The sequence below is a fragment of the Microbacterium sp. ZW T5_56 genome, assembly GCF_044987425.1.
Lineage (GTDB): Bacteria > Actinomycetota > Actinomycetes > Actinomycetales > Microbacteriaceae > Microbacterium.
On record NZ_JBJDRI010000017.1, the window covers coordinates 1 to 15,362 of the forward strand.

Consider the following 15,362-nt stretch of genomic DNA (forward strand, 5'->3'; position numbering starts at 1 on the left):
GTCGGTGGCTGGCCGTAGGCCGGGGATCCGGAGGTGGGGTATCCGTAGGTGGGCTGTCCCGCCGGCGACTGGCCGTACGGTGCCGCTCCCGCGTTGCCGTACGGCTGGGTTGGTGGGGTCTGGCCGTACGGCTGAGCTGGTGGGGTCTGTCCGTACGGCTGGGTTGGTGGGGTCTGTCCGTCGGGCTGGGTTGGTGCCGTCTGGCCGTAGGGCTGGGCTGGTGGGTTCTGTCCGTCGGGCTGGGTTGGTGGGGTCTGGCCGTACGGCTGGGACGATGCCTCCTGGCCGTGCGGCTTGGGCGGTGCCGTCTCAACGTCGGGCTGAGTTGGCGCGTTTTGGCCGTAAGGCTGAGTTGGTGGAATCTGGCCGCCGGGCTGAGCTGGTGCAGTCTGAGCGAAGGACTGATTGGGCCACGGCTGGCCGTAGAGCTGGGTTGGCGACGTTTGCCCGTAGGACTGGGTTGGTTGCGTCTGCCCGTCGAGCTGGGGCAGTGAGGTCTGGCCCTCGGGCTGAGCTGGTGCTGCCTGACCGCCGGGCCAGGTTGGTGCGTTCTGGGCGTAGGGCTGAGTTGGTGTCGTCTGCCCGTACGGCTGAGCCGGGTGCTGCCCGTACGGCTGAGCCGGGGGCGTCTGCTCCCGGGGGTGGACCGGGGGCGTCTGCCCGTACGGTTGAGTCGGGTAGGGCTGAGCTGGTGGCATCTGCCCGTACGGCTGGGCTGGGGGTTGCCCGTACGACTGAGCTGGGGGCTGCCCGTACGGCTGAGCCGGGTACGGCTGAGCCGGGTACGGCTGAGCTGGGGGCTGCCCGTGAGATGCGGGTTGCGCCGCTGCCGGCGCCTGTCCGTCGAACCGCGGGTCGGTCGCCTTCTCGCTCGCGGGCGCCTGCCCGGACCCGTCTGCGCGAGGATCCACGGCCTCCGGTGCCGCGGCGGTATCGTCTCGCGGTTGTGGCGGCGCGCCATCCGGAACCTCCGCTGCGGCCGGAACCGGTGCGGGCGGGAATGCGGGTTCCGATGCCCGCGGCGGATCGCCCTCCGATCCGTTCTGCTGCTGCGAATCCTGACGCTCGTCGCTCATGGACGCCCCCTTCGTCGTGTGCCGGACACGACCGCTGCGAAGGACGCGTCCATCACCCACATGCTACGTGGGCGATGTCCGACGCGGGGGCTCAGGCCTCGCGGATGGCGCGCAGTGCCTCGGCGAAGAGACGTGCCCGTCGCGTGATCTCCGCATAGTCCTCGGACGCGAGTGCTGCGCCCGGGACCAGGTCGCCGCCCGCGCCGGCTGCGACCGCGCCCGCGTCGAACCACGTCGCGAGGTTGTCGGGGGTCACGCCGCCGGTCGGCATGAGCGGCACGTTCGGGAACGGACCGCGCAGGGCGCCGAGGAAGCTCGGGCCGCCCAGCGACGCGGGGAAGATCTTGACGACGTCGGAGCCCAGCTCGACCGCCGACATCACCTCGGTGGGGGTGAGCGCGCCGGTCATCGTGACGGTGCCGGTCGCCTTCATCGCCTGCGTCAGGTCGGGGCGTGTGCCGGGGCTCACGAGGAACGCAGCGCCGGCGTCGGCGGCCTCGCGAGCCTGCTCGGCGGTGGTCACGGTGCCCGCTCCCACGTAGGCGGATGCGCCATAGGTAGCGATGGCGCGCGCGATCACGGCGGCCGCGTCTGGCGTGGAGTAGGTGACCTCGATACCGCGGATTCCACCGGTGATCAGGGCGTCGATCGCGCGCATCGCGTGCTCGGGCGAGGGAGCGCGGAGCACGGCGAGCACACCGGTGGCGCGGACAGGGGCGAGGACGTCGGTCGTCATGTCAATAACCTCACTGGCGCGAAAGAGGGGGGAGGGCACCGGTGCGAGCCTACCCGGCTCAGCTGAGCCGTCGCGCGCTCGCGGACGCCGAGCGGCGGGGCCGAGCCGGGCGTGCTCGCATGCGGATTGCGGATCGTCCCCATACGGATCGAGGCCGCGCGGATTGTCCCCATACGGATCGCCCCGCATACGGAATCCGGATCGCAGATCCCGGGCCCAGGATCCCGGATCGCTGGTACGCGGATCGCAGATCGTTGCCACCAGACCCCGCGAGACTTCCGCGTGTGGGCGAGAATCGGCGCAATGCGGTGATTTTCGCCCACAGAGGGAAGTCTCGCGGGCTCTGGGGACACGCGACGCGGGACGCGGACGGGCGAATCGGCGTGGGGGTGCCCTTCGGAGGAGTTGCTCGCGTGGCTGATGGCCCGGGTCCCTATCGCGTCTCGTGCCGGGGGAGGGGTGACGATTGCGCTGACTGCGGACCTCGAGATGCGCCCGCAGATCAATGTCGGAGGCCTGTGCTTCGCTGAGAGCGGACGCCGTGACGTTGCCGAGCAGGCGCGGAGCGCGTAGCGTTGTCCGTCGCCTCGCGCGCACCCGCGTGAGGAAATCCTGCATCGGAGACAACGTGCTCGGAAGAATTCTCGTCCGGTACTTGGGTCGATATTGGCCGTGGCTGACCGCCGTCGTGGTGTTTCAGTTCGCGTCCGCACTCGCATCCCTATACCTGCCACACCTGAACGCAGACATCATCAACACCGGCGTCGCGACCGGCGACACCGGCTACATCCTGTCCACCGGTGGGTGGATGCTGCTGATCTCGCTCGGGCAGATCGCCGCATCGCTCATCGCCACATACTTCGCCGCCCGCGCTTCGATGTCGGCGGGTCGCGACATCCGAGCCGACGTGTTCGGCAAGGTCTCCGGCTTCTCCGAGCGCGAAGTCTCGCAGTTCGGGCCCGGCTCGCTCATCACCCGCAACACGAACGATGTACAGCAGGTCCAGATGCTCGCGATGATGGGCTCCACCATGCTCGTCACCGCGCCGCTGCTGGCCATCGGCGGCATCATCATGGCGCTGCTGCAGGACGTCGGCCTCTCCTGGCTGCTTGCCGTGGCCATCCCGCTGCTGCTGATCGTCGCAGTGGCCATCATCAGTCGCATGGTGCCGCTGTTCCGCTCGTACCAGACCAAGCTCGACGCCGTGAACCGCGTGATGCGCGAGCAGCTCACCGGTGTTCGCGTGGTGCGCGCCTTCGTGCGCGAGCCGATCGAGGAGGGCCGCTTCCGCGAGGCGAACACCGACATCCGCATCGTCGGTCGCAAGGTCGGTTCACTCTTCGTGGTGCTGTTCCCCGTCGCCATGCTCATCCTCGATGTCACCATCGTGGGCGTCATCTGGTTCGGCGGCATCCAGGTGGATGCCGGTCACGTGCAGGTCGGCACGCTGTTCGCGTTCATGCAGTACGTGATGCAGATCCTCATGGGTGTGCTGATGGCGAGCTTCATGACGATCATGATCCCGCGCGCTGCCGTCTCCGCCGACCGCATCAGCGAGGTGCTCGACACCCCGTCAACGCTGCCGGCTCCGGACCAGCCGGTCACGTCGTTCCCCGAAGCCGGAACGGTGTCCTTCACCGACGTGTCGTTCCAGTACCCCGGTGCCGACGCACCCGTGCTGTCCGGCGTCACCTTCCGTGCCGACAAGGGAGAGACCGTCGCCATCGTGGGTTCGACAGGCGCGGGCAAGACCACGCTCGTTTCTCTCCTCCCGCGCCTGTTCGATGTCACCACCGGTTCGGTCCTCGTTGACGGCATCGATGTGCGCGAGGCCGATCCGGAAGCGCTGTGGTCGCGCCTGGGACTGGTGCCGCAGAAGGCGTTCCTGTTCAGCGGCACGATCGCCTCGAACCTCCGGTTCGGGCGCGAGAACGCCACGGATGACGAACTCTGGCACGCCCTCGAGATCGCACAGGGTGCCGCCTTCGTCCGCGAGATGCCGGATGGTCTGGAGTCGACGATCGCGCAGGGCGGGACGAACGTGTCCGGTGGTCAACGCCAGCGCCTCGCCATCGCCCGAGCCATCGTGCGTCAGCCCGAGATCCTCATCTTCGATGACTCGTTCTCCGCGCTGGACCTCACGACCGACGCTCACCTGCGGGAGGCGCTGTGGCGCGAGCTGCCGGAGGTCACGAAGATCGTGGTCGCCCAGCGCGTATCCACCATCACCGAGGCCGACCGCATCATCGTGCTGGAGGACGGCACGGTCGCGGGCATCGGCACACACGAGGAGCTGCTCGCCAGCAGCGAGACCTACCGTGAGATCGTCGAGTCGCAGCTGGGGGTGGACGCATGAGTGAGACACAGAGCAAGACAGACGACGACGCCGCCGTCAAGGAAGAACTCGAGCAGGCGCAGGCCATGGCACAGGCCATGGAAGCGGGCGAGTGGGCGCAGGGCGGGAAGCCCAAGAACTTCTGGCCCAGCTTCAAGCGCATGATCGGTCTGCTGCGTCCGTACGCGGCCGCCTTCATCGGAGTGTCCATCCTCGGCGCCATCAGCGTGGTGCTCGCGGTGGCTGCACCGAAGGTGCTCGGTGAGGCGACCAACCTCGTGTTCGAGGGTGCGATGTCGAGCATTGCCGCGGCCATCCTCGGAGCGAGCGCGACTCCCGGAATGGACCAGGCCGCTGTCGTCGAGGCGCTGCGGCAGATGGGTCAGACCGACTTCGCGAACGTCATCAACGGGCTGCAGGACTTCGAGCTCGGTGCAGGCGTCAACTTCGACGCCCTGCGTCTGGTGATTCTCGCGGTGCTGGCGATCTATGTCGCCTCGGCACTGCTGAACTGGATCCAGGGTTACGTGGTCAACGTGATCATGGTGCGCGCCATGTGGTCGCTGCGTGAAGACGTCGAGGCGAAGATCAACCGCCTGCCGCTGGCGTACTTCGACAAGGTGCAGCGCGGTCAGCTGATCTCACGTGTCACGAACGACATCGACAACATCACGCAGACGATGCAGCAGTCCCTCTCCGGTGCGGTCACCTCGGTGCTCACCGTGGTGGGCGTTCTCATCATGATGTTCTCCATCAATTGGATCCTGGCGCTGATCGCTCTGGTCTCCCTGCCGCTGATGGGTGTCATCTTCGGTGTGATCGGTCCGCGTTCGCAGGCCGCCTTCAAGGTCCAGTGGGCCCAGGTCGGCAAGCTGAACGCGCGTGTGGAGGAGTCCTTCTCCGGTCACGCGCTCGTGAAGGTGTTCGGGCGTGAGAAGGCAGCCGCCGAGGCGTTCGCCGTCGAGAACGAGGAGCTGTACAGGGCTTCGTTCAAGGCGCAGTTCCTGTCCAACATCATGATGCCGGCGATGATGTTCATCGGCTCCGTGGTGTACGTCGGAATCGCCGTGGTCGGCGCTCTCATGGTGGCCGGCGGCACGCTCCGCCTCGGTGACGTTCAGGCCTTCCTGCAGTACTCGCAGCAGTTCACCCAGCCGCTCTCGCAGCTGGGCGGAATGGCCGCGGTGGTGCAGTCGGGCACGGCGTCCGCCGAGCGCGTGTTCGAGCTGCTGGACGAGGAGGAGCAGGAGCCCGACGCGACCGACGCACCGGCGCTGGTCGCCGGTCCGGGCGTCATCGAGTTCCAGGACGTGAAGTTCGCCTACTCGCCCGAGAAGCCGCTGATCACCGGCCTGTCTTTCCGGGTGGAGCCGGGGCAGACCGTGGCGATCGTCGGTCCGACCGGTGCCGGCAAGACCACCCTGGTCAACCTGATCATGCGCTTCTACGAGCTGGACGGCGGGCGCATCCTGTTGGACGGCCAGGACATCGCGGAGCTGACTCGCCACGACGTGCGCTCGCGCACCGGCATGGTGCTGCAGGACCCGTGGCTGTTCGCCGGTACGATCCGCGAGAACATCCGTTACGGGCGGGAGACCGCCACTGACGAGGAGATCGTCGCGGCGGCGGTCGCCACCCGTGTGGACAACTTCGTGCGTTCGCTGCCGGATGGCTACGACACCGTGCTCGACGAGGATGCGTCCAACGTGTCGGCGGGTGAGCGTCAGCTCATCACGATCGCCCGTGCCTTCGTCGCCCAGCCTTCGGTGCTGATCCTCGACGAAGCGACAAGCTCCGTCGACACCCGCACCGAGGTGCTGCTGCAGCACGCCATGGCTGCACTTCGCGAAGGACGCACGTCGTTCGTCATCGCGCACCGCCTCTCCACCATCCGTGACGCCGACCTCATCCTGGTGATGGAGCATGGCGACATCGTGGAGCAGGGCAACCACGAAGAACTCATCGCGAAGAAGGGCGCGTACTGGAACCTGTACCAGTCGCAGTTCGAGCACGCGGTGAGCGACATCGAGGAAGCGCCCGCAACGGGCACGATTCCGGTGCTCACCGGCGCGCTTCCCGTGGTCACGGGCTCTGTGGCTGTGGCGACGGGCGCCGAGACGGTCGCCGTCGATGCGGTCACGGTTGCGGAAGGTGCGCCGGTTCCCGGCGAGACCCCCGCTGCCGCAGCGGAGGAAGCCGGCACGGCCGAAGCCTCCGGTGATGGACGGGCTCGTTCCACCGACGCCTGACGGCTCGATCCGATGGGCCCGACTCCGCAGCTGCGGAGCCGGGCCCATCGGCGTTTTCGGTGGCGGGCGCCGTCAGCGGGGCAGCTGGCCAGCCCTGTCAACGGGCGCTGCCAGCGGGGCGCTGTCAGCCGGCGCTGTCGACGGGTGCTGTCAGCGGGGCAGCCCGCCGGCGCTGTTTCGGTGGCGGCCGGCGGGGCAGCCCGCCTGCGCTGTCGACGGAAGCCGTCGACAGGTGCTGTGCGGCCAGCGGGCTCTGTCGACGCGGTGGCAGCCGGCGGGGACTGGTGTCAGTGTCGCCCGAAGCGACGGTGGGCGGCCTGCTTGCTGACGCCGAGGGCGCTGGCAATCGCCTGCCAGGAGTAACCGAGATTGCGGGCTCTGCGCACCTGGGCTTCTTCGGCACGGGCCAGCTGCTGCCGGATGCCCGTGAGCCGGTGAAGTTCAGCGATCGGCTCGCCGGAATCCTCGGCGGCAATGGATGTCTCAGGCATGGGATGTCTCAGGCATGGGATGTCTCAATGGTCATGTCGAACCTCCAACGTCAATATAGGTTGACCCGTCGCCAGGTGTCAACACGTATTGACGCCTGGCTCGAGTGGCCGCTGTGCGACCGTGGTGGGTCGCCAGTGCATGAACATGCGCCAGATCCAGGAGGGATTCGCCGAATCGCTCCTGGATTCGGCTCATCTTCATGGATTCACGCCGTCCCCGTGCGTGTCAACGCGGCCAGACACGTGCCGACAGGGGTGGGCGCAGAGATCCCCCGTGAAACCATGGGGTTATGACGTCCGGTATCACGCAGCTGATCCCGCATCTCAGCGGATTCCTCGATGACTGGATCGAGCGGCAGCGTGTGATCCACACCGTGCCGGGGATCCAGGTGGCGGTGCGTATCGGTGCGGAGCTGCTCTACTCCCGTGCCTTCGGTGTTGCGGACACGGCGACGGGGGAGACGCTCGACACCGAGCACGTGTTCCGGATCGCTTCCCACTCCAAGACGTTCACGGCCACTGCCATCATGAAGCAGGTCGAAGGCGGGCGACTCCGCCTGGACGACACCGTGGCTCAGCACGTCCCGGAGCTGGCGGACGCTCCCCTCGGGTCATCCCGCATTCGCGAACTGCTCGGGCACCAGTCCGGCGCCGAGCGTGATGGCCGTGCCGCGGACTTCTGGCAGCGCGAAGCGCCCTTCCTCGACCGCGACGGCCTCATTGCCCAGCTCCAGCACGACCGGGTGTTCCCGGCCAACACCCACTTCCACTACTCGAACCTCGCCTACTCGCTCCTCGGGCTCATTCTCGAAGCGGTGACAGGCACCTCCTACGATGCGGTCATCCGCGATCTGCTGCGCCCGATGTCCGACGCCATGACCGAGCCGGTGCGGATCGGCCCGGAGCTCGGCGTCGACGGCGGGTTCGGTTTGCCGGAATACTCGGCGTCCGGTCACGGCATTCCTCAGGCCGAACGCGGCGCGGGCGACGACACCGATCGCACCCCGCCCGTCATTCCGCCGGTCGATACGCGTGCCGAGTCCGCGGCAACAGGGTTCTGGGCCAATGCGGAAACAGCGTCAGCGTGGGTGGCCGCACACGCCCTCGGTACGGGACTGTTCCTCACCGACGACACCAAGCGTCTGATGCAGCGGGACGAATCGCAGGTCTCGACGGGCGGGACGACGCGCTGGTACGGGCTCGGCTGGATCATCCGAAAGATCGGCGACCGTCGGGTGATCGGCCACTCCGGCGGATTCCCTGGACACATCACGCAGACCTGGGCTGATCCGAAGACAGGCCTCGCGGTCAGCGTCCTCACCAACCGGATCGACGGGCCGGCGAGCGCCCTGGCCACCGGCATCATCGCCCTCCTCGACCTCGCGATCGACGAAGTCAGCGACGGAACCGAGAACACGTCGGACGAACTTCTCGAGCCGGACGCCGCGGGGCGCTACCTCTCGCTGTGGGGCGACGTGAACCTGGTGTCGCTGCCCGGCGTCATGCTGCAGCTGTCCGATACCGGACTAGACCCGGCCGGCACGGCCGTCGTCATGCATCCCGACGACGACGGCGCTCTGCGAGCCGACGCGGAGTCGAGCTTCGGCGACGCCGGGGAAGCGGGCGATCTGCAGCGCGATGAGTCCGGTAGGGTCACCGCCGTCACCATCACGGGCGTCACTCACTACCGACCGGACGTCTATCTCTCCCGCGAAGCGGACATGCTGGCGCCCTGACGGGAGTCTCTGCGTCGCGGCCGCGCCATCATCGCGATGCGGGATGCGACGATGACCGCGGAACCACTTCGGGGGTGAGGACGAGTTCAACGTGTTCGTGGGTGTGCGCAGCACTCGTCTGCTGATCGAGCAGGTGCGCGGCGGCGATGCCGAGTTCAGCGATCGGCTGCCGCACCGTGCTCAGCGGCACCACCCAGTCCTTCGCGAACTCGATGTCGTCGTACCCAACCAGGGCGATGTCGCCCGGCACGGAGGCCCCGGCGGCGATCAGCGCACGGTACGCCCCGAACGCCAGCATGTCATTGCCGCAGAAGATCGCCGTGGGCCATTCGTCGGATTTCGTGGCTGAGAGCAGACGACGAGCGGCACTCTCCCCGTCGCTGATGCCGATGCCTCGCGTGTGCACCGGGATGAACGCCATGTCGGGGTCGAGACCGGCCTCGGCCAGGACTGCCCGCGCGCCCCTCGCCCGCTGTTCGAACTGCCGGAGTCGTCGGGGACCGGCGATGTAGCCGATCCGTTCGTGACCGCGTTCGAGGAGCATCGTGGCGGCAAGCCGGCCGCCCTGCTCATGATCGACCGTGATCGTGCACAGCCCGGAGCTGCCCGGATAATCCAGCAACACCATGGGCAGCTCCGCGTGCACCGCACGATAGTGCGCGGCAGCCGAAACGCCTCGGGCTGGTGCGAGGATGACGCCTCGGACCCGCTGCGCGGAGAGCATGGTGAGCAGCTCCTGTTCACGACGGGGGTCTCCTTCGGAATCGCAGAGCAGCACCACCTGTCCGTTGCGACGCGCGGCTTGCTCCACCGCGTGCGCGACGCCCATGTAGAACGGGCTCGCGATGTCGAGCACGACCAGGCCGATCACATTGCTGGTTGCTCCGGTGAGCACCCGAGCATGCTGGTTGGGAACGAAGCCGAGCGTGGTGATGGCCTGCAGGACGCGTTCGCGCAGGGCGGGACGAACGCGTTCAGGATGATTGATGGTGTTCGAAACGGTGCCGACGGAGACGCCCGCGTGCTCGGCCACCTCGCGGATTCGCACGGGCGCGAGGGAGGGCGCCGCCTCGGAACTCGACGGGCCGCCGCCGCCCGAGAGGTCGTCGTGTCGGCGCGCGGGCGTCACGCGTGCTCCCTGACGCGTCTCGCGATGAGGGGCGAAACCATGAGACCTCCTGGATCGACAGCGATCAGTGGGGCGAGCCGCAGGTACGGGATGTCACAGCTCTGCATCACCTGTTGAATCCTAGTGATTCTCCCGCTACGTTTGAAGCGCTTCAAGAATGAAGCGCTTCAAATCGAGCAACGACGCCAAAACACCGTGTGTCGCCTGTAGACATCTCATCGGGTGAGCAGCGACAGTGCGGGGCGTTCTGCCCGACGTACTGCACCAGAGACACCCACACGAGGAGACGTACATGAAGAAGCAGCGACGCTTCGCAGCAGTGATGCTGGGTCTGACCGCCTCGGTCGCCCTGACCATGACCGGTTGCACCGCCGGTGGAGCTTCGTCCGGCGGCGCGAACGCCGGCGGAGGCGATGCAGAGGGCGGCGACTACACGATCGTGATCGTCCCCAAGGACTCGACGAACCCGTGGTTCGTCCGCATGGAGGAGGGCGTCAAGAAGTACGCCGCCGACTCCGGCCTCAACGTCTATCAGAAGGGTCCGGCCGAGACGGACGCGACCATGCAGGCCCAGGTGATCCAGGACCTCATCGCGCAGGGCGTCGACGCGATCGGCGTCGTGCCGGTCGACCCCGGCGCTCTGGAGCCCGTTCTCAAGCAGGCGATGGACGCCGGCATCGTCGTCGTCACCCACGAGGGTGCGACCCAGGAGAACACCCAGTACGACATCGAGGCCTTTAACAACAGCGACTACGGCGCCTTCATCATGGACAACCTCGCCGAGGCGATGGGTGAGAAGGGCACGTACACGACCATGGTCGGTCACGTGACCAACGCCTCGCACAACGAGTGGGCCGATGGCGCTGTCGCGCATCAGAAGGAGGCCTACCCGGACATGACGCTGCTGGAGGCCGAGCCCCGCGTGGAGTCGCAGGACGACGGCGAGGTGGCCTACCAGACCGCCAAGGAGGTCCTGAAGAAGTACCCGGAGGTCACCGGCTTCGTGGGCACCAGCTCCTTTGACGCGCCTGGCGTGGCTCGCGCCATCGAAGAGCTCGGGCTCAAGGACAAGGTGTTCGTCACCGGCACCGGTCTGCCCGCAGCCAACAAGCAGATCCTCGACAGCGGTCTGGTGAAGAGCCTGACTCTGTGGGATCCGGCCGACTCGGGCTACGCGCTCGCGGCGCTCGCCACCAAGATCCTCGACGGCGAGAAGGTCGCGGACGGCATCGACCTGGGAGTCAAGGGCTACGAGGACATGAAGTTCTCGCCGGGCAGCGACAAGATCCTCGAGGGCAACGGCTGGGTCGTCATCAACAAGGAGAACGTGGACGATTTCGGCTTCTGAGCCGCGGGGTCCGCACCGGTGTGTGGACCCCGGTTCGCGGACCCGGCGAAGCATCGCCGGGTCCGCACCCCACCCGTCTCGTTAAGGAGAGAAATGACGGCACCCGTGCTGGCAGTCCGGGGCATCAGCAAGGCCTTCGCCGGCGTTCACGCGCTGAGCGACGTGTCGCTGGAGATCGCCCCGGGCGAGATCCACTGTCTTGCCGGTGAGAACGGCAGCGGTAAGTCCACGCTCATCAAGGTGATCTCGGGCGTTCACGCCCCGGACTCCGGAACCGTCGAGATGAACGGCGAGGAACAGCATCGCCTCACGCCCGTCGTGGCGATCGAGAACGGCGTCCAAGTCATCTACCAGGACTTCTCCGTGTTCCCCAACCTCACCGTCCTCGAGAACCTCGCCCTGCCTTCGGAGATATCCGAAGGACGCAAGGTCATCAACTGGCGTCGTATGCGCGTCAAGGCCGAAGCGGCCATCGCGAAGATCAACGTCGATATCGACCTCGACGCGAAGGTGGGGAGTCTGTCGGTTGCGCAGAAGCAGCTGGTCGCGATCTCCCGGGCCCTGATGACCGAGGCGAAGCTCATCATCATGGACGAGCCGACCACCGCTCTGACCAAGCGAGAAGTCGATGCCCTGTTCCGGATCATCCTCGACCTCAAGTCGCGCGGGATCGCGACACTGTTCGTGAGCCACAAGCTCGACGAGGTGTTCGAGATCAGCGAGAAGTTCACCATCATCCGCAACGGGCGCACGGTCATCACCTGTCTGCCCGAGGAACTGAACCGACGCTCGTTCTCCCAGTACATGACGGGACGGGAATTCGAGGAGTCGACGTTCTCCGGCCCGCAGGCTGAGGCTCCGATGGCACTGGAAGTCAACGACCTGAGTGTGGAGGGTGCGTTCGCCGATGTGTCGCTGACCCTGCGCTCCGGCGAGATCCTGGGCATCACGGGTCTGCTGGGCTCCGGTCGCACGGAGTTGGCTCTCGCGCTCTTCGGCGCTCTCGGAGTCGACTCGGGGGAGATCCGTCTGGGTGGCGTGCCGCAGCGATTCCGCAACGTGCGCGATGCGATTCGGGCCGGTATCGGATACGTGCCCGAGGACCGCCTGACCGAAGGCCTCGCGTTGGAGCGTTCGATCGGCGCCAACATCACGATCAGCGAGATCGACCGTTTCGTCTCTCGACTCGGTCTGCTCCAGCGCACAGCGCTGCGCGCCGAGCAACGCGCCTGGGTGGATGAGCTGCGCATCGCCACGCCGAACCCCGACAACGCGGCCAACACCCTGTCCGGTGGCAACCAGCAGCGCATCGTCCTGGCGAAGTGGCTTGCCACCAAACCCCGGGTGCTCATCCTCAACGGTCCCACCGTCGGCGTGGACATCGGCTCCAAGCACGACATCCACGAGACCCTGCGCCGTCTCGCCGCCGAGGGCCTCGCGGTCATCATCATCTCCGACGACATCCCCGAGGTGCTGGAGAACTGCAACCGCGTGCTCGTCATGAACGGCGGACGCATCAGCGGTCGTTTCGAGACGGCGGACGTCGCCGAATCCGACATCACTGCACTGATGAGCGATGACACCATCCACGCCATCAACGAGAAGGAGGTCTGAGATGACGAATCTCTGGCGCCGCGCGCGCAGCTCGAACGAGTTCTACGTCCTGCTCGTGATCATCGCCCTGAGCCTGGTGATCCAGTTCCGCAGCGGACAGTTCTTCACCGTCAACAACATCGTCGACATCGCCAACGCGATGGTCGTGCCCGGTCTGTTCGGAGTCGCCACCTTCATGGTGCTGGTCTCGGGCGGCATCGACGTCTCCTTCCCCGCCCTCGCCTCGCTGTCGGTGTACGCGACCACGCGCATGCTGGTCGACGCGGGGTATGACGGGGCCCTCTGGCTGCCGATCCTGCTGGTCGTGCTGCTGGGCGCGATCCTCGGTGCGTTCAACGGACTGCTGGTGTCCCGGATCGCCATCCCCGTGCTGATCATCACCCTCGGCACGGCGAACGTGTTCTCCGGCATCATGCAGGGCGCACTCAGCTCGGTGCAGATCCCCACGCTTCCGCCCAGCATGAGCGAGTTCGGGCGAGCATCGATCCTCACGGTCACCAACCCCGACTCCGGACTGACCTCGAAGCTTCCGATCTCCTTCCTCCTGCTCGTCGCGGTGGTCATCATCGCCTTCTTCGTGATGCGTTTCACCACGTTCGGACGGGGTCTCTACGCGGTCGGTGGTGACGAGAGCTCGGCGGTACGCGCCGGGTTCAAGGTGCGCGCGATCAAGTTCTGGCTCTACGTGGCCGTGGGAGTGATCGCTTCGCTGGCAGGACTCGTCCGCACCAGCATGATGGACCAGATGCACCCGACCAACCTGCTCGGCAGCGAGCTGATGGTCATCGCCGCCGTGGTCCTCGGTGGCGCGGCGATCACCGGTGGAACCGGCACACTGACGGGCACGATGCTCGGCACGCTGCTGATCGTGATCGTGCAGAACAGCATGATCCTCGTCGGCATCCCCACCTATTGGCAGAGCATCGCCCTCGGCGCGCTCATCATCATCGGCACCGGAATCTCCGCGCTGCAGCTGGCTCGCCAGCACCGCCGCAGTCGGATTCTGGCGTGAAAGGGGTCGTCATGAACAACTCGACGATCGAGAAGGCGCCCGCGGGCGTCATCGCGCGGCTGCGCTCCTGGGCGAGCGCCGACCCTCACGTGACCCGCCTCGCTGTTGTGCTCGTGCTCCTGCTCGTGGCGTTCGCCGTGATGAAGCCCAAGAACTTCGGCAACGTGGCGACGTGGCAGTCCATGGCGGTGCAGTTCCCCGAGTACGGCCTGATGGCGCTCGGCGTGATGCTCACGATGATCATCGGCGGCATCGATCTGTCCGTCGTGGCCATCGCGAACCTGGCATCCATCGCCAGCGCCGTGATGATGCTGTCGCTCGCGCCCAAGGGATCGGATGCGGGCATCGGCTACCTGGCCGCGTTCCTCGCCGTTCCCCTGTGCCTGGTGATCGGCGCGATCGCCGGTGCCTTCAACGGCTTCCTCGTGGCGAAGATCCGCATCCCGGCGATCCTGGTGACGCTGGGAACGTTCGAGCTGTTCACCGGTATCGCGATCGTGCTGACGGCCGGCAAGCCGCTCAGCGGGCTTCCGATGCAGTACAGCGAGGTGTTCGCGGCCCGCGTTGCCGGTATCCCCGTCCCCCTCATCATCTTCGCTCTCGCGGTGGTGATCGTGGCCGTGCTGATGAACCGGACGGCCTTCGGGGCGAAGCTCTACATGCTCGGATCGAACGAGAAGGCGGCGGCCTTCAGCGGCCTGAAGACCACCAGCCTGACCATTCGCACCTACATGACCTCCGGCGTGCTCGCCTCGGCAGCAGGCCTCGTGATGCTGGCGAACTACAACTCGGCCAAGGCCGACTACGGATCGACTTACACGCTGCTGGCAGTGCTCATCGTGGTCCTCGGCGGTGTGAATCCCAACGGCGGCTCGGGCAAGCTCAGCGGTGTCGTGCTCGGCATCGTCGTGCTGCAGGTGCTCTCCAGCTTCCTGAACACCTTCCCCAACATCAGCAACTTCTACCGCCCGCTGATCTGGGGCGGGGTGCTCCTGCTCGTCATCGTCATCAACCAGTGGTACAAGCCGGGCGGTCTGTCCCGGTTCTTCCAGAAGAGGAGTGCGTCATGAAGACGGTCAAGGATCAACACGTCGTCCTGGGAGCGGACTTTGCCGGATTCGATCTGAAGGAGGCGGTGAAGGCGCACCTGGAGGAGCGCGGCTGGACCGTCGCCGATCTCACACCGGACCGCGATTCCGCGCCGATGTACCACCGCGTCGGATTCCTCGTGGGCTCGCGCATCGCGGAGCAGGAGTACGAGAAGGCACTGCTGTTCTGCGGCAGCGGGATGGGCATCCACGTCGCCGCGAGCAAGGTGCCGCACGTTCACTCGGCCGTCGTGGAGTCAGTCGCCGCTGCGCGACGCGCCGCCACGGCGAACAACTGCAACGTGCTGGCGATGGGCGGGTTCTTCACCGGCCCTGCGCTGGGCATGGCGATGGCCGATGCGTTCCTCGAGGGCGAACTCGGCCAGGGGTATGAGGACTGGGACGGCTTCTACGAGTACCACCGCGTGGGCTATCAGGAGTGCGAGGACTTCGACTACGAGGCGTACAAGGCCAACGGCTTCCAGGTGCCGGACCCGAGCGTTCCGACGCTCGGTCCGGAGCCGCGCGGTCTGGCGTTCTGAGCGATC

11 protein-coding genes and 1 pseudogene are annotated in these 15,362 nt (G+C 66.7%); 8 read left to right on the forward strand and 4 right to left on the reverse strand.

Annotation, left to right across the window (positions count from 1 at the left end; genetic code table 11):
- Both ACI3KU_RS09865 and ACI3KU_RS09870 read right to left on the reverse strand, forming a co-directional pair.
- Positions 1 to 1,076, reverse strand: a pseudogene (locus tag ACI3KU_RS09865) (hypothetical protein); the annotation flags it as partial.
- A gap of 91 nt (positions 1,077 to 1,167) precedes the next feature.
- Positions 1,168 to 1,812 carry a bifunctional 4-hydroxy-2-oxoglutarate aldolase/2-dehydro-3-deoxy-phosphogluconate aldolase gene (locus tag ACI3KU_RS09870; RefSeq protein ID WP_404922140.1) on the reverse strand — a complete coding sequence of 215 codons (645 nt, stop codon included), beginning with the start codon at positions 1,810 to 1,812 and terminating at the stop codon, positions 1,168 to 1,170.
- A gap of 628 nt (positions 1,813 to 2,440) precedes the next feature.
- Between ACI3KU_RS09870 and ACI3KU_RS09875 the strand changes: the two genes are divergently transcribed.
- Together ACI3KU_RS09875 and ACI3KU_RS09880 are read left to right on the forward strand one after the other, a co-directional pair.
- A complete protein-coding gene (locus tag ACI3KU_RS09875) occupies positions 2,441 to 4,168 on the forward strand; it encodes an ABC transporter ATP-binding protein (protein ID WP_404922141.1) in 1,728 nt (575 codons plus the stop codon).
- Positions 4,165 to 6,396: an ABC transporter ATP-binding protein gene (locus ACI3KU_RS09880; RefSeq protein WP_404922142.1), complete on the forward strand. Its 2,232-nt coding sequence runs from the start codon at positions 4,165 to 4,167 to the stop codon at positions 6,394 to 6,396. The genes ACI3KU_RS09875 and ACI3KU_RS09880 overlap by 4 nt, the downstream gene beginning before the upstream one ends.
- 287 nt (positions 6,397 to 6,683) lie before the next feature.
- On the opposite strand, the gene ACI3KU_RS09885 is transcribed toward ACI3KU_RS09880, so the two are convergent.
- Positions 6,684 to 6,887 (reverse strand): AsnC family protein, encoded by a 204-nt coding sequence (locus ACI3KU_RS09885; RefSeq protein ID WP_404922143.1) that lies wholly within the window; start codon positions 6,885 to 6,887, stop codon positions 6,684 to 6,686.
- Between the two features lie 290 nt (positions 6,888 to 7,177).
- Here ACI3KU_RS09885 and ACI3KU_RS09890 point away from each other — a divergent pair, with 290 nt between their 5' ends.
- Positions 7,178 to 8,623: a serine hydrolase domain-containing protein gene (locus ACI3KU_RS09890; RefSeq protein WP_404922144.1), complete on the forward strand. Its 1,446-nt coding sequence runs from the start codon at positions 7,178 to 7,180 to the stop codon at positions 8,621 to 8,623.
- Between the two features lie 28 nt (positions 8,624 to 8,651).
- On the opposite strand, the gene ACI3KU_RS09895 is transcribed toward ACI3KU_RS09890, so the two are convergent.
- Positions 8,652 to 9,752: a LacI family DNA-binding transcriptional regulator gene (locus ACI3KU_RS09895; protein WP_404922145.1), complete on the reverse strand. Its 1,101-nt coding sequence runs from the start codon at positions 9,750 to 9,752 to the stop codon at positions 8,652 to 8,654.
- Between the two features lie 292 nt (positions 9,753 to 10,044).
- Between ACI3KU_RS09895 and ACI3KU_RS09900 the strand changes: the two genes are divergently transcribed.
- From ACI3KU_RS09900 to ACI3KU_RS09920, 5 genes are all read left to right on the forward strand, one after another.
- Positions 10,045 to 11,100, forward strand: coding sequence for an autoinducer 2 ABC transporter substrate-binding protein (locus ACI3KU_RS09900; RefSeq protein WP_404922146.1), 1,056 nt, complete (start codon positions 10,045 to 10,047; stop codon positions 11,098 to 11,100).
- A gap of 93 nt (positions 11,101 to 11,193) precedes the next feature.
- Entirely contained in the window at positions 11,194 to 12,714 is a 1,521-nt protein-coding gene (locus tag ACI3KU_RS09905) for a sugar ABC transporter ATP-binding protein (RefSeq protein ID WP_404922147.1), read from the forward strand.
- 1 nt (position 12,715) lies between these two features.
- Positions 12,716 to 13,726, forward strand: a complete 1,011-nt coding sequence (locus ACI3KU_RS09910; protein ID WP_404922148.1) for an ABC transporter permease — start codon at positions 12,716 to 12,718, stop codon at positions 13,724 to 13,726.
- A gap of 11 nt (positions 13,727 to 13,737) precedes the next feature.
- Entirely contained in the window at positions 13,738 to 14,796 is a 1,059-nt protein-coding gene (locus ACI3KU_RS09915) for an ABC transporter permease (RefSeq protein ID WP_404922149.1), read from the forward strand.
- Positions 14,793 to 15,356, forward strand: a complete 564-nt coding sequence (locus ACI3KU_RS09920; protein WP_404922150.1) for an RpiB/LacA/LacB family sugar-phosphate isomerase — start codon at positions 14,793 to 14,795, stop codon at positions 15,354 to 15,356. The genes ACI3KU_RS09915 and ACI3KU_RS09920 overlap by 4 nt, the downstream gene beginning before the upstream one ends.
- The last annotated feature ends 6 nt before the right edge of the window (positions 15,357 to 15,362 follow it).